This is a genomic window from Bradyrhizobium tunisiense, assembly GCF_042263385.1.
Lineage (GTDB): Bacteria > Pseudomonadota > Alphaproteobacteria > Rhizobiales > Xanthobacteraceae > Bradyrhizobium > Bradyrhizobium tunisiense.
Genome location: NZ_JBHLEV010000013.1, coordinates 82318 through 100199 on the forward strand (window position 1 = coordinate 82318; position 17882 = coordinate 100199).

Sequence of the window (17882 nt, forward strand, 5' to 3'; positions counted from 1 at the left end):
GCTGGCTGAAGTCAAGCCAGCAGTCACGCTGAAAAGGTTTGGTCGATCGCGATGCCGTCGAAGATCACTGCCATTCTGGTTGCTCACCCGGGCAAGAGCGTTGAGCTCAGCGAATTTCTGGTCGGTCTCGCGCCGCATTGCAGGGCAGAGCCCGGTAATCTGCGTTGGGACGTATGGCGCGACAATTCGAACGATCATCGCTACGTCATCGATGAGCTGTACCGAGATGTGACTGCGGTCGAAGCACATCGCGCCTCGCAACATTACCAGGCCTACCTGTCCAGGGTTCCCGAACTGGCCGAACGTACGGCAGTCATCGCGGAAGCCGTAGACGTGAAATGATCGGCGTCAGCGACATTGGCCCGTGTCACGCGCGATTCAAATTATATCTTTTGACCTCGGTGCTTGACAGTATCCCGGCGGCTTTGAAGTCGCCGGCCAGCATTGCGGCTTCGTCTCGTCCGGCCCGCAGTCGCACAATCAGGTCAGGCTGTTCCGCGATTGGACCGACAAGTTGACGCTCTTCGCCGATGGTCGCCACACTCTCAGTGCCCCCGCTTCACCAGCGGGCATTCGCTGTCGGCCAGCGGCGCATAGACGTCGCCGCTCGAGACTTTTTCGAGCACGTTGTAATATTCCCAGTTCGACTTGACATCGGAAGGCTCCTTCACCTGGACGAGGTAGAAGTCGTGCACGAGCTTTCCGTCGTCGCGCACCGTCGCTCCGCGGGCGTAGAAATCGTCGACGGGAGTCGAGCGCATCCTTTCCAGCACCGGATCGGTTGCATCGCTGCCGACGTTGGCCACGGCTTTCAGATAGTGGCTTACGCCGGAATACACCGCGGCCTGCGGCGCCGTGGGCATCGTGCCGCGGAGCTTGTAGAAGCGTGCGCCGAAGGCCCGGGTCTCGTCGTTCAAGGCCCAGTACCACGCCGTGAGCGTCGTCAGGCCCTTGGCAATCTGCGGACCCATGGCATGGACGTCGCTGATGAACATCAGTTGAGCCACCGGCTTCTGGCTCCCCGTATTCATGCCGAATTCATTCCACTGCTTCATCAGGGTCACGAGCTGCTCGCCGGCATTGGCGAAGGCGATGACCTTGGCTCCGGACGCCTTCGCCTGCAGGATGAACGAGCTGTAATCGGCGTTTCCGATCGGGTGATACACGGCGCCCAGCGGCTTGCCGCCTGCCTGTGCCAGCACGCGCTGCGATTCCGACACCATGTTCTTGCCGAAGGCGTAATCGGCGGCGATGAAGTACCAGGTGTCGTAGCCCTGCGAGACCAGCGTGCGGATCGGTCCCGATACCAGATTGTAGGAATCGTGGAGCCAGGCCAGCCCGGTGCGCGCGCATTGCTTGCCCGCAAGCTCGGTCGTCGCCACCGCCGCATAGACAGCAATCCTGTTCTTGTCGCGGGCCAGCGACTGGATCGCCAGTCCGACCGCCGAGTTCGACACGTCGGCAATCATGTCGACGCCGTCGACGTCGAACCATTTCCGGGCGATGCCGACGCCGATATCCGGCTTGTTCTGGTGGTCCGCGGCCACGATTTCGACCTTGATCGACGGGACCATCTTCTGGAAATCGTCTGCCGCCATCCTGGCGGCTGTGACGGAGCCCGGTCCCGACAGGTCGGACAGCGGTCCGGTCTGGTCATTGATGATGCCGATCCGGACGACGCCGCCGGAAATTTCGCCCGCTGTGGCGGGGACGCACGATCCGATGAAGGCCCCAAAAATCAGAAGTGTAGCGACGCGGCAGTTCATGCGAGTACCTTTCCAATGATGGCGTTGGGGCCTTCCTCCCGTTGACGCGCGAGCTTAAGCAGCCGCTCTTGATTTGAGTTTTGTAACCGCCTTCTGGACTGCTGCCGCGCGCTTGCGAAGCCAGGGCTCGGCGTCTGCGCGCATACGCGCAATCAGTTCGGGTGGCGCATTCTGCACCGTGATATCGAACGGCGGCTGCGGCTGGTACTCGAGCATCAGCTGGAGCTTCTTCGCGACATCTTCGCCGCAGAGCTCAGCAGCGACCTGAAAACCGAAATCGATTCCCGCTGTGACGCCGCCGCCGGAAATGCGGTTGCGGTCGACTACGACGCGTTCATCGACCGCAATCGCGCCGAAGGCGGCAAGCTGATCGCTCATCAACCAATGGCAGGCCGACTTGTAGCCGTCGACGAGCCCTGCGGCGCCGAGGATCAGGCAGCCGGCGCAGACCGAAGTGATGTAGCGCGCCGATCCACCCTTGTCGCGAACGAAGGCGATCACCTCATCATCGTCCATGGTGTCGACCTGCCCCGGGCCGCCGCCGATGCAGAACACGTCGAGATCCGGGCAGTCGGCGAACGTCGTGGTCGGCAAGAGCGGCAAGCCAACGTCGCTAACGACCGGCTCTATGCGCTTCCACAGCAGATGCACCCGGACGTTCGGCAGACGGGCGAAGACTTCGAAAGGCCCGGTGACATCCAGTTGAGTCATCCCGGGATAGTACAGAATTCCGATCTCGATCCGCTTGCCGGACATGCATCGCTCTCCTCTTTGAACGAACGCATGTTGACAGGCCGGCCGGTTTGCCGAAATGTCAGAACACACGCAATTCCTGCCAAGGCCTGCTGATGGCTCGTTCTGCCGCTCGCCGCGTCGTCTTCGTCCTGTTCGAGGATTGCCTGCTGCTCGACTTCGCCGGGCCGCTGCAAGCCTTTGAGCTCGCCTGCGAAACATCGGAGGCGGAGCGCGCGCCCTATGTCTGGCAGATCTGCTCGGTGAAGGGCGGCCCGGTCAAAACCTCGTCCGGCCTGGAGGTGATGACGACTGCGCTCTCGGACTGTGCCCGCAAGGATATCGACACCCTCATCGTGGGTGGCGGCCCCGGCGTCCATCGCGCCGCTGCCGAGGCCGGATTGGTCGACTGGTTTCGATCAGCCGCGCCGAACGTCCGGCGAGTCTGCTCTGTTTGCACCGGCACGTTCGTCCTGGCCGCGGCCGGCCTGCTTCACGGACGAAGCGCGGTCACCCATTGGAGCTCCTGCGACCTGTTGCGCGCCCAACATCCGGACATCTCGGTCATGGTCGACCCTGTCTTTGTCCACGACCGCGGAGTGTGGACGTCCGCCGGCGTGACGGCAGGCATCGATCTCGCGCTCACGCTGCTGGAAGACGATCTCGGACACCGCGAGGCCATGCGCATCGCACGGCGCATGGTCGTGTTTCTGAAACGGCCCGGCGGCCAGGCCCAGTTCAGCGTGCCGCTGTCGCTGCAGTCATCCGAAGACAGGGCGTTCGAGAATATCGCGACATGGATGCAGGACAATCTCGGCCGCGATCTGCGGGTCGAGAGCCTGGCCGAACGAGCGGGCATGAGCCCCCGCACCTTCGCGCGCGTTTTCCGGCAGAAGACCGGCCGCACGCCCGGCAAGGCGGTGGAAGAGCTGCGTGTCGAGGCCGCACGCCGGGCGTTGGAAGAGTCCGCATCAAGCATCAAGGAAATCGCCGCCCGCGCGGGGTTTCAAAGCGAGGAGCATCTGCGGCGTGCTTTTCGCCGCCGCCTGAATGTGCTGCCGCAGGACTATCGCGTCCGTTTCTCTCTGGGGCAGCGGCAGTAAGAACGCAGGTTACCGGGGCGGAGCTGAACTCGCTCGACACGAGGTGTTTCGCACCTCAAACGACCTGAAAAGCGCTGCCGAGGATTAGCACTTCGCTCAATGATGAGCTTTTTGCACCGTCCGCAATTCCGAGAGCTTGAATCCTCCTGCAAGCAACATGCGCCGTTGCGAACGGAATGGAGGCGTGGTTCTCGATCGCGTAGAACCAATCATCGAAGTTCAGCTTGAACGACTTTCCATTGCCTTTCCGCGATCTTGTCGCCAAGCGAAAGCTCTTCAGCCTCCATGATTTCAAACTGGCCTCGGTTATTCCGACGACATCGGTCACGCGCGATTCAAGTTTTGTTTTTTGACTTTGGGGCAGGCAAATCTCCGCCCGCGCGGTTGCCGCCGTGCCCGGCGATGAACATGGCGACGGCCGACCGGCAATAGGATTCGATTTCGTTGTCGTCCTCTGCTCTCGCCTGATCGAAGCGTGCGATCATCAGGAGATCGGATCCTTTGAAAAGCGCGGCAAACAAGCGGGCGGACCGGAGAGGATCGGGCACGTTCAGAAGCCTCTTCGCGTGCAACTGACGCAACAGGGCCTCGATTTCGGCGATGACATGGGCGGCGCCGGCTTCGAAATGGAGCTTGCTTAACGCGTTTTGACTCGTCTTGTCGGCCATGACCATGGCTTCGACACCGCGGACGTCTGATCTCAACAGCGTGCGAAGCAGCAATGATCCCACCGCCATGAGCTGATCTTCGACCGAACCGCCCTCGCCTTCAAGAAGGGGCTGTGGTGCAAACAATTGCTGGCAGCCGGCCGCCATGGCCGCGCCGAACAGTGCCTCCTTGTTCTCGAAGTGCCTGTAGATGCTGAGCTTGGATATCTTCGCTCGCTGGGCGACCTTGTCCAAGGTCGTCGCCTGAAAACCCAATTCCACAAAGAGTTCGCGCGCGGCGTCGATGATCGTTTGACCAAGCGCCTCGTTGGCGGGCCGGCCGCGCCGGCCCTGTCTGTTTTCGGTCACGACAATTCCAGTACTTGACAGTATTCTAATTCCTCTATTAAGATACCATATAGTATCTGAAATATGCAAGCCAGTGGGCAGGTTTCAACCTGTCCCCCAACGGAGCCCAGCACCATGGATGACGTCATCATCATCGGCGGCAGCTTTGCCGGTCTCGCCGGCGCCCTGCAGCTCGGCCGCGCCCGCCGCAAGGTCACTGTTCTCGATACCGGCCTGCCGCGCAACCGCTTCGCCGGCCACTCCCACGGCCTGCTCGGCCTCGATCACAAGCCGCCGCTGGACATCCTGGCCGAGGCGAGGCGGCAGCTGGCGCGCTATCCCACGATCAGGCTGATCAGCGCCCGGGCCGATAGCATCTCCGGCGCCATCGACAATTTCTCCGTCCTCACGTCCGATGGCGAAAGCTTTGGGGCGCGCCGTCTGATCCTGAGCTATGGCATCACCGACCAGATGCCTGATGTTCCGGGCTTTGCCGAAGGCTGGGGCACGTCCATCGTTCCCTGCCCCTATTGCGACGGCTTTGAAGTCGCCGGCCAGCATTGGGGCCTCGTCTGGTCCGGCCCGCAGTCGCACAATCAGGTCAGGCTGTTCCGCGATTGGACCGACAAGTTGACGCTCTTCGCCGATGGCCACGATATTCCGCCCGATATCCGGGCCGACCTGGCGCGACGCAACATACCCGTCGTCGATGGCCGGATCACTGGGATCGCCCAACGCGGGGCCCATAACGCCACCGTCAAGCTCGATAAGGGCCCCGATGTCGCGGTCGACATCCTGTTCGCGCATCCGCGCAACAAGCCGTCCGCAAGCCTGCATGAATCACTGGGCCTCGCCACGGTCAAAACACCCCTCGGCATCATCCTGAAGGTCGACGAGCGCCGCGAAACCAGCATGCCCGGCATCTACGCCGCCGGCGACCTCGCCAACCCCATCACGCCGCCATCGGTCACCCTGGCATCATCGCACGGCGCGATGGCGGGCATCTTCGTCCAGCAGTCGATGGTGGTTTGAGAGAGCCGATTCCATTTTCCGGACCGGTGTCATCGAAAACCGACTGGCCGGCTGACCCCACAGTTCACCCGGCGCCTGAGGAGATGCACCTGTCCAAAACCAGAAACACCGAAGCCAGCATCTGCATCGTCCGACCGCTGTTGGAGAAGCCCCACACATGGAGTTCGAACACGTCACCTTCGACCTGCCACACGGCACCTTTCACGCGTTGCAGGGTGGTGATCCCGATGGCCAACCGACGATCGTCTTGCACGGCTTCCCGGACCATCCGCCGACCGCGAAGCCCTTCCTTGCCGAACTCGGCCGCCGTGGACGTCACGTCGTCGCACCCTGGCTTCGCGGTTACGCGCCGTCCCCGACGGCGGGACCGTTCGACTTCGCAGCCCTCACCGGCGACGTGCTCGCGCTGATCGACCGCTGGTCTCCGGGGCGAGCCGTGGAGCTGGTTGGCCACGACTGGGGCGCCCTGATCACATATGATGCCTGCGTCACCGCGCCGGAGCGGATCGAACGCGCCGTCACGCTCGCAATCCCGCACCCACTCACCTTCATGAGCCGGCTGATGGACCCCGCTCAGCTGCGCCGGAGTTCTTACATGGGGCTCTTTCAACTGCCGGGAAGCGGCTGGATCGCCACCGCCCGCGATCTCGCCTTCATCGACCGTCTCTGGCATCAGTGGTCGCCCGGCTTCTCGCTCGATCCTGCTCTCAAGGCGGAGCTACACGAGCACCTGCGGGCGAGCATGCCCGCGCCTCTGAAGTACTACCGAGCGATGCTGCGGCCTGGCATGCTTGGGGCGACGCGCCGTATGTCTCGGCCGATCACGGTGCCCATGTTGCAGCTTCACGGTGCCAACGACGGCTGCATCCTCCCTGCGCAAGTCGATGACCGACATCGGTTCGCCGCCCGGCGCGCGGTGGAGGTCGTCCCCAACGTCGGTCACTTCCTGCACATCGAGGCACCGGAGGCGATTGCGGATCGGATCGCGGCATGGGTCGAGTAGAGGATCGCTCGTCCAGGCCGAAGTCAGGACCGTCGACAACGTCGCGAGCGGGGCTGATCACGCCACGGCCGACGCCGAGCCATCGAGATGGGGCGTCTCCCCTGTTAATCCCTGTCAGCTTGCCGGATTGCGCGCCGTGACGATCCACGCCGCGCCGACGCCGGCGGCCAGAACCGGGTTCGACGCGCCCGCGCCGCAGCCGACGTCCAGCACGCGCTCGCCCGCCGCGGGTGCTGCGGCTTCGATCGCGGCCTGGCCGAACACCCATGCGATATCCTTGTTCTGATCCGTTCTTAACTAGACTATCCGCCCGCATAGTCGTTGCCGCTGTGCGCGGCGATGAACATGGCGACGGCCGTCCGGCAATAGGATTCGATTTCGTTGTCGTCCTCTGCTTTCGCCTGATCGAAGCGTGCGATCATCAGGAGATCGGATCCTTTGAAAAGCGCGGCGAACAGGCGGGCGGACCGGAGAGGATCGGGCACGTTCAGAACCGCCTTTACGTGCAACTGACGCAACATGGCCTCGATCTGGGCGATGACATGGGCGGGGCCGGCTTCGAAATGGAGCTTGCTTAACGACTTTTGACTCGTCTTGTCGGCCATGACCATGGCTTCGACACTGCGGACGTCCGGTCTCAACGGCGTGCGAAGCAGTAATGATCCCACCGCCATGAGCTGATCTTCGACCGGACCGTCGACGCCTTCAAGAAGGATCTGTGGTGCAAACAACTGATGGCAGCCGGCCGCGATGGCCGCGCTGAACAGCGCCTCCTTGTTCTCGAAACGCCTGTAGATGCTGAGCTTGGATATCTTCGCCCGTTGGGTGAGCTTGTCCAAGGTCGTCGCCTGAAAACCCAACTCCACAAAGAGTTCGCGCGCGGCGTCGATGATCGTTTGGCCAAGCGCCTCGTTGGCGGGCCGGCCGCGCCGGCCCCGGATTTTTTCGGTCACGACAATTCCAGTACTTGACAGTATTCTAATTCTTAGATTACGATACTATAGAGTATCTAAAATGTGCAAGCCCACGGTGACTTTCCATGCAACGACGAGCCCTACTGAAGTTGGCTGCGCTTTCCACCATCGGCCTCGCGCGCGCTCAGGCCACCGCCAAGCCCAACGCGTCCCCCTCCATCCCCAACACGGAGCCCAGCACCATGGATGACGTCATCATCATCGGCGGCAGCTTTGCCGGTCTCGCCGGCGCCCTGCAGCTCGGCCGCGCCCGCCGCAAGGTCACCGTTCTCGATACCGGCCTGCCGCGCAATCGCTTCGCCGGCCACTCGCATGGACTGCTCGGCCACGATCACAAGCCGCCGCTGGACATCCTGGCCGAGGCGCGGCGGCAGCTGGCGCGTTATCCCGCGATCAAGCTGGTCAGTGCCCGGGCCGACAGCGTCTCGGGCGCCCTCGACGATTTCAAGGTTCTCACGTCCGATGGCGAAAGCCTTCGGGCGCGTCGTGTGATGCTGAGCTATGGCATCGCCGACCAGATGCCTGATGTTCCGGGCTTTGCCGAAAGCTGGGGCACGTCCATCGTGCCCTGCCCCTATTGCGACGGCTTTGAAGTCGCCGGCCAGCATTGGGGCCTCGTCTGGTCCGGCCCGCAGTCGCAAAATCAAGCCAGCCTGTTCCTCGACTGGACCGACAAGTTGACGCTCTTCGCCAATGGTCACGATATTCCGCCCGATATCCGGGCCGACCTGGCGCGCCGCAACATACCTGTCGTCGACGGCCGGATCACCGAGATCGCCCATCACAAGGGCCGTATCGCCACCGTCAATCTCGATACCGGCCGCAATGTCGCAGTCGACATCCTGTTCGCGCATCCGCGCAACAAGCCGTCCGCAACCCTGCATGAATCACTGGGCCTCGCCACGGTGGATACGCCCGTCGGCATCGCCCTCAAGGTCGACGAGCGCCGCCAAACCAGCATGCCCGGCATCTACGCCGCCGGCGACCTCACCACGCCCTTCTTGCCCTCGGTCACCCAGGCATCATCGCAGGGCGCGATGGCGGGCATCTTCGCCCAGCAGTCGATGGTGGTTTGAGAGCACAGATGCAGGATGAGCATGGCCGTCGAACGAGACAGCGCGGGTGTGCGCTTCCCTCCGCCCTTCATCTATCTGGGAGCGCTGCTGTTGGGGCTGGCGGCCGAGCGGTTCGTCCCCCTTCGCTCCTTCGGCATCGACTGGCGGTTGCTGGTCGCGGCGGGCGCGCTGCTGTTCGTTGCCGGCGGGGCAATGATGCTTGCGGCGGCGGGGCTGTTCTGGCGGCTCGGCACCAACGTTCCGCCGTCCCAGCCGACGACCCTCATCGCAACGACCGGTCCCTATCGGTGGACCCGCAATCCCATGTATCTCGGCATGGCGCTTATCTATGCCGGCCTTGCGATCAGCTTCGACGGGCCAGTCGCCTTCGCCTTGCTCCCGTTGGTGCTGATCGCGATCCAGTCGCAAGTGATCGCCCGCGAGGAGCGCTATCTCGAAGCGAAGTTTGGCGACGACTACCGCCGCTACAAGGCCGAGGTTCGCCGATGGCTCTGACTGTTGCGCCGCTGCCGTCTGCGTGGCCGCCCGTCAGCCAGCTTCCCGACAGATCGCGTCGTTACCCGGAGCAGCTTTCAGTATTTGGAAAGTATCCATCCGTGCAGAGCCGTCGGCTATCCAACAACAGGGTGCATCAATGGTCTACAGTCTCATTGTCGAAAAAGAGATCCGCAGGAGCTTCGATCATGTCAACAACCAGCGTTGGGATGATGCTGCAAAGGGCCTGACACCAAACGCGTATCACTGGGTTGCCGGAGATCATGCGTTGGGGGGTGAGCGACATGGAAAGCCATCGGTGAAGCAGTGGTTCGAGCGCATGGGCCGTGTCTTCCCGAAGCTTCACATAAATATCGAGCAGGTCGAGGTGACGGGGTGGCCATGGAATACCACGGTGTTCGTCAAGTGGCGGGCGAATGCGAGGCTACTCGACGGCCAAAGCTCGTATGTGAACAGGGGCGTCCACGTCTTCACGTTGCGATGGGGCAAGGTTCATTCGATTGAGGAATACTTCGATTCGCAGGCTGCAGAACGAGGCCTCGCTATCCAAGCTCGTGCCGGTTTGGATGAAGCTGCGGCTGGACCAATCGTGAGCTGACGCCGATCATTCGTGTGATGCCGCCATCGGCGCACAGACACGCTTCTCCGGTTGCCGCGGACGCAGTTGTCCTTCGAAGTCCGGCGCCAGGCGGCACCGATCTCGACGCAGGAGACGATCACACGCAGGTCTGGCGCCTTATCACTGGTGGAGGCGGGATCGCTGGAGACGATGCGCACTTTGGCATCGGACAGCTTCGTCAAGAGCGAACCAGAACAAGGATAGGTCATGGCAGAGCGAAATGCGGATCAGGTCATCGACTGGAAGGGCCAAAGCGGGGAGCGCTGGGTCGTCCACGAGGCCCGGCTCGATGCCAGGCTGGCGGTGTTCGGCCAGGCCGCGATCGAAGCCGCCGCGCCCGCGGCGGGCGAGCGCGTGCTGGACGTCGGCTGCGGCGCGGGCGCGTCGAGTCTGGCTCTGGCCGACCGCGTCGGCGCGGGGGGCCAAGTGCTGGGCGTGGATATCTCCGAACCGCTGATCAGCCGAGCGCGCGCCCGTGCGCCACGGGATACGCAGGTCCTGTTCCGGGTGGCCGACGCCAGCAACGCCGAGTTGCCCGAGGGCGCGTTCGACCTGCTGTTCTCGCGTTTCGGAGTGATGTTCTTCGACAATCCAACAGGGGCGTTCGCGCATATGCGCCGCGCGCTCAAACCGGGCGGCCGGCTCGCATTCGTCTGCTGGCGCGGCACGGCCGAGAACGATTGGATGCGCCTGCCGATGGGCGCGATCAAGGGCATCGTCCCGCTGACGGCGCCTCCCGATCCCGAAGCGCCCGGCCCATTCTCGTTCGGCGACCCGGGGCGGGTGGGCCGGATCCTGACGGGGGCCGGCTTCACCGATATCGCTATCGCGCCCTTCGATGCTTCCGTTTCGTTTGGCGAGGGCGCGACGCGGGACGCGGCGATCGACGACGCGGTGAAGATGACATTGGAGGTCGGCCCGCTGTCGCGCGCGCTCGCTGATCAGCCCGACAACATCCGTGCCCGCGCCTCGGCCGCGGTTCGCGCCGCCTTCGCGGACCGCCCAGGCGAGCGGTCGCTGATGATGAACAGCGCGACGTGGATCGTCACGGCGCGCAATCCGGCAAGCTGATATCGATTAGCAGGGGAGACGCAAATTGCGGTGCCAGTGCCGGATTGGTGCAGTCCAGCACTGGCACTGCAACTATCGGGTCTCACTGGAGAGGTTGCAGTCCAGCGCACCCGACAGCTTCGATCGCTTTCGAGCGTTTGGCGCTAATGAATCAAATGCAATCCTACCGTAACGGCAGCCTTTCGATCTTCTGACAGCCAGACCGAGCCCAGCACAAGCGCATGGACCCACGGCCTGCACCAGCCCATACTCCCCAGGCATCACTTTGTTCGACGAGCAAGGGAGCCGCCCGCATGTACGCCAACATTCTCTTGAGCACGGATGGATCGGACGTTGCGAGAAAAGGCGTCGAACATGGCATCGCCTTGGCGAAGGCCTTGAACGCCAGGCTGACGATCATCACCGTGACGGAAGCGCTGCCGGTCGACTATGGCAGCGGACACGCCTCGGGATGGATCCCGACGAAGGACGAGATCGACAGCTTCGACGCAGCCTGCAAGGCCCGTGCGGGCAAGGTGCTCGATGAAGCGCGCGCGATGTCGGAGCAGATCGGCACGCCCGCAGAACTTCTGCATGTACCGAATGCGCACCCGGCGACGGCAATCATCGAAACGGCAAAGTCCCGGGGATGCGACCTGATCGTCATGGCCTCTCATGGGCGTCGCGGCCTGAGGAAGCTGTTTCTGGGCAGCCAGACATCCGAGGTCCTGGTGGACGGAAGCGTGCCGGTGCTGGTGGTGCCGAAGCCTGCATGAGTGTAGGGCTTAATTCGCACCGCCCGGCTGTTCCGCCGAGCACCCGCACGAGACCGCCGTCCGGTGGCAGGAGAATTTCATGACGAGTGAAAAAGGCCCGAACATCAAGAAGAAGCAGAAATGCAAGAATTGCGAGGGCAAAGGCCTGCTCAAGAAGGGCGACAAGGTGGTGAAGTGCCAGCGCTGCAAAGGCACGGGGGTGCGGTGACGCTGCGCCGATGACCGCTCTCGCCAGGAGGAGGCACAACGCGAACCAATGTGCTATCGTCCCCGGGGAGCAACAACGGAGGAAACCCAATGCCAACCAGCGTCAAGCAGATGCTCGAAGCCGCCAACGCGGCGGTCCCCAAGATCACGTCGGAACAGGCGGCCGAGATGATCAAGAACGGCGACACGCTGGTGGTCGACGTTCGTGATGCGCCGGAGGTCGCGGCCAGCGGCAAGATCGAAGGCGCCGTGCATGTCTCGCGGGGGATGCTGGAGTTTCGCGCGGATCCGGAATCGCCCTATCACGACAAGGCGTTCGACAAGAGCAAGTCCGTCATTCTCTATTGCGCCTCCGGCGGCAGGTCGGCGCTGGCCGGCAAGGTGCTGAAGGATATGGGCTACGACAAGGTCTACAATGTCGGCGGCTTCAAGGATTGGACGGGGGCGGTGGAGAAATAGCGGTTCGGCGGATCGTTCCCCCGAGCGAGCAAGTCGCCTGATCAGTTCCTGAACAGATTGACGCAATTCTGGCGGGGCGTGTTGCCGCCGAACGCCGTCACCGGCGCTTCGGCGGTGCAGCGGCGCTTCCACGGAGGTTCTGGGCACTTCCACCGTTGGCACTTCCTGAAGACAACGCGCGTTGCCGTCCTTTCGAGGAGGCGATCAAGCTTCATCGTCGTTGCAACAATCAGCCTTCACGCGTGTTCTTCCCGATGGGGACAGAGCGAGGCGCGCCATGGACGAGGATCGCAAGGATGCCGGGAAGGCTACCGGCAAGGATACCGGATTGACACCTGACGACTTCCCGATCGAAGCCGACAAGGACAAGCTCAGGACTCACAAGGGCGAGCCGGTGGCCTCGGCCGAGACGGAGCAGATTGCGGACCAGTTGGCTGAACGGCTCAACGAGCATGCTCACCAGGAAGAGCAGGACCGCTGGTCGGCGTGACGCCCTGGAATAGGAACAGAGCAGTGTTGCCGGGCATTGGTCTGCGCCGGCATTTCACAATTCCGGCAAGAATGGCGGCCTCGGCTCGAAGTCCGCCCCCTGACCAGCGCCGAGGCCGCCTGTTCGCGTCATTCGAGAACTCGTTCTGTTGCCATATCCAGCGCCGGAGCGCCTCTGTCGTCACAGCACATCGACGCGGACGGCGGATCAAGCGGAGCGCGGCATGGCGACGGGCGGGCTGCTTCGCTCGCCCAGCAGCTTGCCGGTGGTGCTGTTGACGAAGTGCAGCGACATGCAGGCCGGGCACCTCACGGCGACGTAGCTATCCGCCGGCTCGGAACTCTCGGGCCGAGCGTCATCGATCCGATGCTGGACGTCTATGCCGGTGCGCGGGCACCTGAAGAGAATCTGGCGCTGCATATCCTGCTTCATGCGCCCAACCCGCCGCCGGCGATATTGCGGACGATTCCTTAGGGGCCTTCCCCATGTTTGCGATGGGTCAATGCGAACGGTTTGCCGGCGCCTATGCTCTGGACGGCATCGGGCGCGTTGTCGCTCCGGTGCCGAACGAAGCGGAGCCCGGACTCCTAGGCACTCCGGGCGCCGCTTCGATACAAGGCCGCGGGTCCGCATGACCCGCCGCCGGACACAGGCCACTTTCGCGCAGGCCACCTTCGCGACTCCTCGCTCAGGAGAGCAGCCATGATGCCCGCCAATTTCGATGATCTGCCCGCGCTGGTGCGCTACGCGCTCGAGACGACGCGCGCCACCACGGCCTGCCCGTTCCACGATGACGTCGTCGTCCGCGTCGGCGACGACGCCGCCGAGAGCCATGCATACGAACGCGCCAAGCGAATCCTGGGGAGCGACAGCACGGATTTCGACGGCAACGCGCTGAGGGAAGAGATCGGCCGCCAACTCGCCATCGCCGCGGACGGGCGATGCCCGAAATGCGACCGAACCGATCCGGCCGGCTAAGGCGCGTTGCGCCGGATCCGACGTTCAGGAAACCGCGCGCCTGGAGGCGTTCTTGCTTTGCTTCGACGACGCGAGGCTCCGGGGCCGCCCGATCAAATATCCCTGCATCTCATCGCAGCCTTCCTGCACCAGGAGCGACATCTGAGCGTCGGTCTCGATGCCTTCCGCAAGCACCGGCACCCCGAGCCCGTGGGCGAGGCCGATCACCGCCCGCACGATGGCCAGCGATCGCTCGCTCTGGCCGAGCGAAGCAACGAAGGATCGATCGACCTTGATCCGGTCCAGCGGAAACGCTTCGAGATATGACAAGGACGAATATCCCGTTCCGAAATCGTCGAGCGCAATCAGGATGCCGAGCGCCTTGAGCGATTGCATCGTCGTCCTGGCGCGCGCCACGTCCTCGATCAGAACGCCTTCCGTGATTTCCAGTTCGAGGCGCGCGGCCGAAAGCCCGCTGTCCCGCAACGCTCGGCGGACCTGCGCATCGAGGTCTTCCCGGCGAAACTGCGTCGCCGACACGTTGACGGCGATTCGGAGCGGCTGATCCCATGACGCCGCTTCCCTGCACGCCTCCATCAGAACCCAGTCGTCGATCTGCGCAATGGAACCGCTTTGCTCCGCGATCGGAATGAACTCTCCCGGAGTAATGACACCGCGCACCGGATGCCGCCAGCGCACCAGGGCCTCGTAGGCCATGAGCGTGCCATCCCGGTGTTGCTGCGGCTGATACTCCAGATAGAGCTCGCCTCGCGCCACGGCAGTCCGCAGATCGTGCTCCAGCGCACGGCGGTCGCGCAACTGCTGGTCCATCGCGCTCGTGAACAGGCGTATCGCTCCCCTGCCCTCGTGCTTGGCGCGATAGAGCGCGGCATCCGCGTTCGCCAGCAGCGAAACCGCGTTGTCTGCGTCTCTCGGATACAGCGCGACGCCGACGCAGAGATCGATCTTCAGCGCACGGCCGTCAACCTCGATCGGTTGCTCGAATTGAGCTCTCATCCTCGTGGCGAGCAGCTCCGCGGCTGCCGGTAGCGGCAACCGATCGATGATGGCGACGAATTCGTCACCGCCAACACGCGCCACATAGGATCCTTGCGCGGCGTCCTGCAGACGTCGCGAGGCCTCGCGGAGCACGGTGTCGCCGACGGCATGGCCAAAATGGTCGTTGATCTCCTTGAAATGGTCGAGATCGATGCAGAGCACGGCAAAGCCGCCGTCGGCGATCTCTGCCCGTTCGATCGCATCGCCGAGGTGCTGGTCCAGGGCGGCCCTGTTGGGCAGCTCGGTGAGCGCGTCGTGACAGGCGAGATAGCTCACCCTCTGCTGCGCCCGATTCCGCTCCGTCACGTCGAAGGCGACGCAGACATGAGCGGAGCGCTCCTCATAAACGAGGGGCCGGGATTCGATCACGACCTCGATCGCCTCGCCGTCGGCGGTCCTGTGCAATTCGCAGTCGCGTTCGGCGCCGTGTTGCGGCTCGCCATACGCGAGTTGAGATTCGGACATGGCGAGGAGGACTTCGCGGGAATAGCCGTAATGCCGGCACATCGCGCCGTTCACGGCAATGAGAAGGCCCGTCTTCGCGTCGACCACCCACATCGGAAGCGGGTTCTCCTCGAAGAGCAGGCGGAAGGAAGCCTCCCGGCGCTTGAGGTCGGTGATGTCGACCCGGATTCCGATGCTGCCTCCGTCGCCGGTGCGTCTTTCCTCGACGCGAACCCACCGGTCACCCGCCAGATGCTGTTCGTGCGAGTGTTGCGGCAGCGCATGGTGGGCCAGGCGCTCGGCGAGCCACTCCTCCTCCCGGCCTGCGGCGTCCGGATACTGTCCGCCGGCCAACCCGGTTCGAATAATGGTTTCGAACGGCGCGCCGACCGCAAAGGCGTCCCTGCTGGCGGTGTAGAACTCGGCATACTGACGATTCCAGAGCACCAGACGATCGTCCTTGTCGAAGACGGCAAGACCTTCGGGGACCACGTCAAGGGCTTCGGTCAGGTGGGTGTGAGCGGCGCGCGCGGCGGCTTCGGCCTGCTCGGCCGCGATCTTGGCTTCCGCAAGCGCCTTCTCGGTGCGATGGCGCTCAGTAATGTCCTCGTGGGTCGCGACCCAGCCCTTCCCCTCCATCGGGCGATGCCGGATCCGCACGATCCGCCCGTTGGTCAATTCCACGGTCGTATCCGAATTTGCGGCGGTGACCGGCGTGCTGTTGCGCCAGTCGAGATAATCCTGCTTCGACATCTTCGGCGCGCTGCCGACCGAATAGCGGAGCTCGACGATGTCGTTCAGCTGCATGCCCGGCCGGACCAGTTTCGGATCCAGATCGTAGATCTCGAGATACTGCCGGTTGCAGACGATCAAGCGCTGATCGTCGTCGAAGAAACAAAGGCCGTGGGACATGTTGTTGAGCGCCCTGTCGAAGCGCTCTGCGAACGCGGTCGCGGTCTGCTCTGCGGCCCGCGCGCGATCGCCCTCCCCGGACAGCCGTCCGTGGGTCTCGACCAGCTTCACGAAGGAGCGGAAATTGGTGTTGATCATCCGGGTGAGCAGGACGAGCAGCGCCAGCAGATTGATCCCGACCGAGACCAGCATCCCGTTGCCGGAGAGCAGCAGAACCGTCGCGATGGGTGCGCCGGCTATCAGCATCGTCAGCCGGGACGACGGCGGGAAGCTGCCGAGGCAGTAGGCCGTCCCGACGCAGCCCATGAAGAGCAGCAGGGAGACCGACACGCGTAGACCGGGATCGACCACCACGAACAGTGCCAGAATCCAGATCACGAAGCTGCCGCTGAGCGCCACCGTGGCGAGGCGAACTCTCGCGAGTTCCCGGTACGCTTCCTCGGCGGTGAAATCGGCCTTCTTCAGCCGGAGCCACTGGGCCAGCCGAAAGAGACAGGCCGCCAGGAGAGCGCCCGGCAAGGCAAATCGCAGCCATGCCGAGACCGTGTTCGGAAGGAGCAGTCCCACGCTGACGCTGTTCACCAGAAGCGCGGCGTAGAGAACTGGCACCTGCTCGCGGAGCACGCGAAACTGCTCGACGAGCAGCGAACGGCCGAGCGGATCGGTCGTATCACCGATCGCGAAAGCGTCACGAAACCGCGCGAAGAAGCCCATCAAGGTTGTCCCAGCCATCTCGGAGGCTAGGATATAGAGGCGAAGGACCCGTAAAGGCGCTTGGTGTTTTCGACGTTAACGCGGCTGCTGAGAATACGAAGACGCCAATCCCGTCAACGAGTTCCGCGCGCCGCAGCCTGCCGTCGCGGGCATGAGCCGGTTCCGGCCTGTGTCGCCCTCGTCCGCAATCCCGCTCAATCCTCCACCCGGAACAGGCGCCATCGCGCCGGCACGCCCTTGAGCTGGTGCACGCCGTGATCCCTGAAGCGGATCTCCGACTGCGCCATCAGGTCCCTGACAGCGCTCGAGACCAGGACCTCGCCGGCACGCGCTTTGGCGGCGACGCGCGTGCCGATGTGAAACGCGAGACCAACCATCTCGCCCCCGCTCACCTTGTATTCGCCCGCATGCAGCCCGACCCTGATGTCGAGCCCCAGCGTGCGCACGGCCTTTTGAATCGCGGTCGCGCACGCGATGCCCGTTGCGGCCTTCTTGAAGGTGGCCAGCACGCCGTCGCCCGTGGTCACGACTTCCTTGCCGCCGCACGTCTTCAGCTCCTTGCGCACGGCGGCGTAATAGTGGCCCATCACCTTGGTCCAACGCGCATCGCCCAGCTTTGCGGCCTTTGCCGTGGAGCCGACGATGTCGACGATCAGGATCGTGGCCAGCGCCTGCTTGGGCTCGGCACTGCGTTCCGCCGATCGGCGCTGGAGCGCGATCGATCCGGCCAGCGGTTCATAGCGATGATTGCGGCGCCGGGCGATCGCGGCCTTGGCATAGTCCTGGGCGCGCTGCACCGTGCCGCAGCGAACCGTCTTCTCCTGCGGCAGACGTGTCCAATAGACCTTTCGCTTGTCGCCGGCGCCCTGAACCTCCACGGCGCCCCACTTCAGGAAAACCGCCGAGCCAACCCGCCTGACACACCACGCCTTCGACGTGTATCCCGATACATTCGACTGATGGACCCCGATGCGAAGGAATTTGGGCATGGACGTGCGGCCGATCGAAGGAACGCCTGG

22 protein-coding genes and 2 pseudogenes are annotated in these 17882 nt (G+C 63.6%); 14 read left to right on the forward strand and 10 right to left on the reverse strand.

Annotated elements, in window-relative coordinates:
• The first annotated feature begins 51 nt into the window (after positions 1-51).
• Positions 52-342 carry a putative quinol monooxygenase gene (locus ACFDR6_RS34825; RefSeq protein ID WP_212092718.1) on the forward strand — a complete coding sequence of 97 codons (291 nt, stop codon included), beginning with the start codon at positions 52-54 and terminating at the stop codon, positions 340-342.
• 70 nt (positions 343-412) lie between these two features.
• Positions 413-535, forward strand: a pseudogene (locus tag ACFDR6_RS34830) (NAD(P)/FAD-dependent oxidoreductase); the annotation flags it as partial.
• 10 nt (positions 536-545) lie between these two features.
• Here ACFDR6_RS34830 and ACFDR6_RS34835 read toward each other — a convergent pair.
• Together ACFDR6_RS34835 and ACFDR6_RS34840 are read right to left on the reverse strand one after the other, a co-directional pair.
• Positions 546-1766, reverse strand: a complete 1221-nt coding sequence (locus tag ACFDR6_RS34835) for an ABC transporter substrate-binding protein (RefSeq protein ID WP_375861118.1) — start codon at positions 1764-1766, stop codon at positions 546-548.
• Between the two features lie 54 nt (positions 1767-1820).
• Positions 1821-2522, reverse strand: coding sequence for a DJ-1/PfpI family protein (locus ACFDR6_RS34840; RefSeq protein ID WP_212092720.1), 702 nt, complete (start codon positions 2520-2522; stop codon positions 1821-1823).
• Between the two features lie 92 nt (positions 2523-2614).
• Between ACFDR6_RS34840 and ACFDR6_RS34845 the strand changes: the two genes are divergently transcribed.
• Positions 2615-3601 (forward strand): GlxA family transcriptional regulator, encoded by a 987-nt coding sequence (locus ACFDR6_RS34845; protein ID WP_249154094.1) that lies wholly within the window; start codon positions 2615-2617, stop codon positions 3599-3601.
• A 55-nt stretch (positions 3602-3656) separates the two neighbouring features.
• Here ACFDR6_RS34845 and ACFDR6_RS34850 read toward each other — a convergent pair whose 3' ends face one another.
• Complete coding sequence (locus tag ACFDR6_RS34850; protein WP_375861119.1) at positions 3657-3929, reverse strand: hypothetical protein; 273 nt, start codon at positions 3927-3929, stop codon at positions 3657-3659.
• A gap of 7 nt (positions 3930-3936) precedes the next feature.
• Positions 3937-4617 (reverse strand): TetR/AcrR family transcriptional regulator, encoded by a 681-nt coding sequence (locus ACFDR6_RS34855; RefSeq protein ID WP_375861120.1) that lies wholly within the window; start codon positions 4615-4617, stop codon positions 3937-3939.
• Positions 4618-4731: 114 nt separating this feature from the next.
• Here ACFDR6_RS34855 and ACFDR6_RS34860 point away from each other — a divergent pair, with 114 nt between their 5' ends.
• Together ACFDR6_RS34860 and ACFDR6_RS34865 are read left to right on the forward strand one after the other, a co-directional pair.
• Entirely contained in the window at positions 4732-5628 is an 897-nt protein-coding gene (locus ACFDR6_RS34860) for an NAD(P)/FAD-dependent oxidoreductase (protein WP_375861121.1), read from the forward strand.
• 157 nt (positions 5629-5785) lie between these two features.
• Entirely contained in the window at positions 5786-6631 is an 846-nt protein-coding gene (locus ACFDR6_RS34865; protein ID WP_212092725.1) for an alpha/beta fold hydrolase, read from the forward strand.
• Between the two features lie 153 nt (positions 6632-6784).
• Here ACFDR6_RS34865 and ACFDR6_RS34870 read toward each other — a convergent pair.
• Positions 6785-6895 (reverse strand): annotated as a pseudogene (locus ACFDR6_RS34870) (SAM-dependent methyltransferase); the annotation flags it as partial.
• 38 nt (positions 6896-6933) lie between these two features.
• Positions 6934-7584, reverse strand: coding sequence for a TetR/AcrR family transcriptional regulator (locus tag ACFDR6_RS34875; protein WP_375861122.1), 651 nt, complete (start codon positions 7582-7584; stop codon positions 6934-6936).
• Positions 7585-7787: 203 nt separating this feature from the next.
• Between ACFDR6_RS34875 and ACFDR6_RS34880 the strand changes: the two genes are divergently transcribed.
• From ACFDR6_RS34880 to ACFDR6_RS34890, 3 genes are all read left to right on the forward strand, one after another.
• The gene (locus tag ACFDR6_RS34880) at positions 7788-8681 is read left to right on the forward strand and encodes an NAD(P)/FAD-dependent oxidoreductase (protein WP_375861186.1); all 894 of its coding nucleotides are present in this window, start codon (positions 7788-7790) and stop codon (positions 8679-8681) included.
• A 21-nt stretch (positions 8682-8702) separates the two neighbouring features.
• On the forward strand, positions 8703-9176 hold the full coding sequence (locus tag ACFDR6_RS34885) for a methyltransferase family protein (RefSeq protein ID WP_375861123.1): 474 nt from the start codon (positions 8703-8705) through the stop codon (positions 9174-9176).
• Positions 9177-9315: 139 nt separating this feature from the next.
• Positions 9316-9774 (forward strand): nuclear transport factor 2 family protein, encoded by a 459-nt coding sequence (locus tag ACFDR6_RS34890; RefSeq protein WP_375861124.1) that lies wholly within the window; start codon positions 9316-9318, stop codon positions 9772-9774.
• Here the strand turns inward: ACFDR6_RS34890 and ACFDR6_RS34895 are convergent.
• Positions 9669-10004, reverse strand: a complete 336-nt coding sequence (locus ACFDR6_RS34895) for a DUF736 family protein (protein WP_375861125.1) — start codon at positions 10002-10004, stop codon at positions 9669-9671. The two genes, ACFDR6_RS34890 and ACFDR6_RS34895, sit on opposite strands and share 106 nt — an antisense overlap.
• Here ACFDR6_RS34895 and ACFDR6_RS34900 point away from each other — a divergent pair.
• The 5 genes from ACFDR6_RS34900 (at position 10003) to ACFDR6_RS34920 (ending at position 12777) form a co-directional block, all read left to right on the forward strand.
• On the forward strand, positions 10003-10866 hold the full coding sequence (locus ACFDR6_RS34900; protein ID WP_375861126.1) for a class I SAM-dependent methyltransferase: 864 nt from the start codon (positions 10003-10005) through the stop codon (positions 10864-10866). The two genes, ACFDR6_RS34895 and ACFDR6_RS34900, sit on opposite strands and share 2 nt — an antisense overlap.
• A 293-nt stretch (positions 10867-11159) precedes the next feature.
• Positions 11160-11621: a universal stress protein gene (locus ACFDR6_RS34905; protein WP_375861127.1), complete on the forward strand. Its 462-nt coding sequence runs from the start codon at positions 11160-11162 to the stop codon at positions 11619-11621.
• Positions 11622-11700: 79 nt separating this feature from the next.
• On the forward strand, positions 11701-11829 hold the full coding sequence (locus tag ACFDR6_RS34910; protein ID WP_007600646.1) for a hypothetical protein: 129 nt from the start codon (positions 11701-11703) through the stop codon (positions 11827-11829).
• Between the two features lie 89 nt (positions 11830-11918).
• A complete protein-coding gene (locus tag ACFDR6_RS34915) occupies positions 11919-12287 on the forward strand; it encodes a rhodanese-like domain-containing protein (protein ID WP_212092742.1) in 369 nt (122 codons plus the stop codon).
• Between the two features lie 277 nt (positions 12288-12564).
• The gene (locus ACFDR6_RS34920) at positions 12565-12777 is read left to right on the forward strand and encodes a hypothetical protein (protein ID WP_212092743.1); all 213 of its coding nucleotides are present in this window, start codon (positions 12565-12567) and stop codon (positions 12775-12777) included.
• A gap of 207 nt (positions 12778-12984) precedes the next feature.
• On the opposite strand, the gene ACFDR6_RS34925 is transcribed toward ACFDR6_RS34920, so the two are convergent.
• Positions 12985-13209, reverse strand: a complete 225-nt coding sequence (locus tag ACFDR6_RS34925; RefSeq protein ID WP_249154106.1) for a hypothetical protein — start codon at positions 13207-13209, stop codon at positions 12985-12987.
• A 270-nt stretch (positions 13210-13479) separates the two neighbouring features.
• Here ACFDR6_RS34925 and ACFDR6_RS34930 point away from each other — a divergent pair, with 270 nt between their 5' ends.
• On the forward strand, positions 13480-13755 hold the full coding sequence (locus ACFDR6_RS34930; protein WP_375861128.1) for a hypothetical protein: 276 nt from the start codon (positions 13480-13482) through the stop codon (positions 13753-13755).
• 24 nt (positions 13756-13779) lie between these two features.
• Here ACFDR6_RS34930 and ACFDR6_RS34935 read toward each other — a convergent pair whose 3' ends face one another.
• Positions 13780-16863 (reverse strand): EAL domain-containing protein, encoded by a 3084-nt coding sequence (locus ACFDR6_RS34935; protein WP_375861129.1) that lies wholly within the window; start codon positions 16861-16863, stop codon positions 13780-13782.
• Positions 16864-17057: 194 nt separating this feature from the next.
• Positions 17058-17852: an adenylate/guanylate cyclase domain-containing protein gene (locus tag ACFDR6_RS34940; protein ID WP_317240807.1), complete on the reverse strand. Its 795-nt coding sequence runs from the start codon at positions 17850-17852 to the stop codon at positions 17058-17060.
• Positions 17853-17882: the final 30 nt, after the last annotated feature.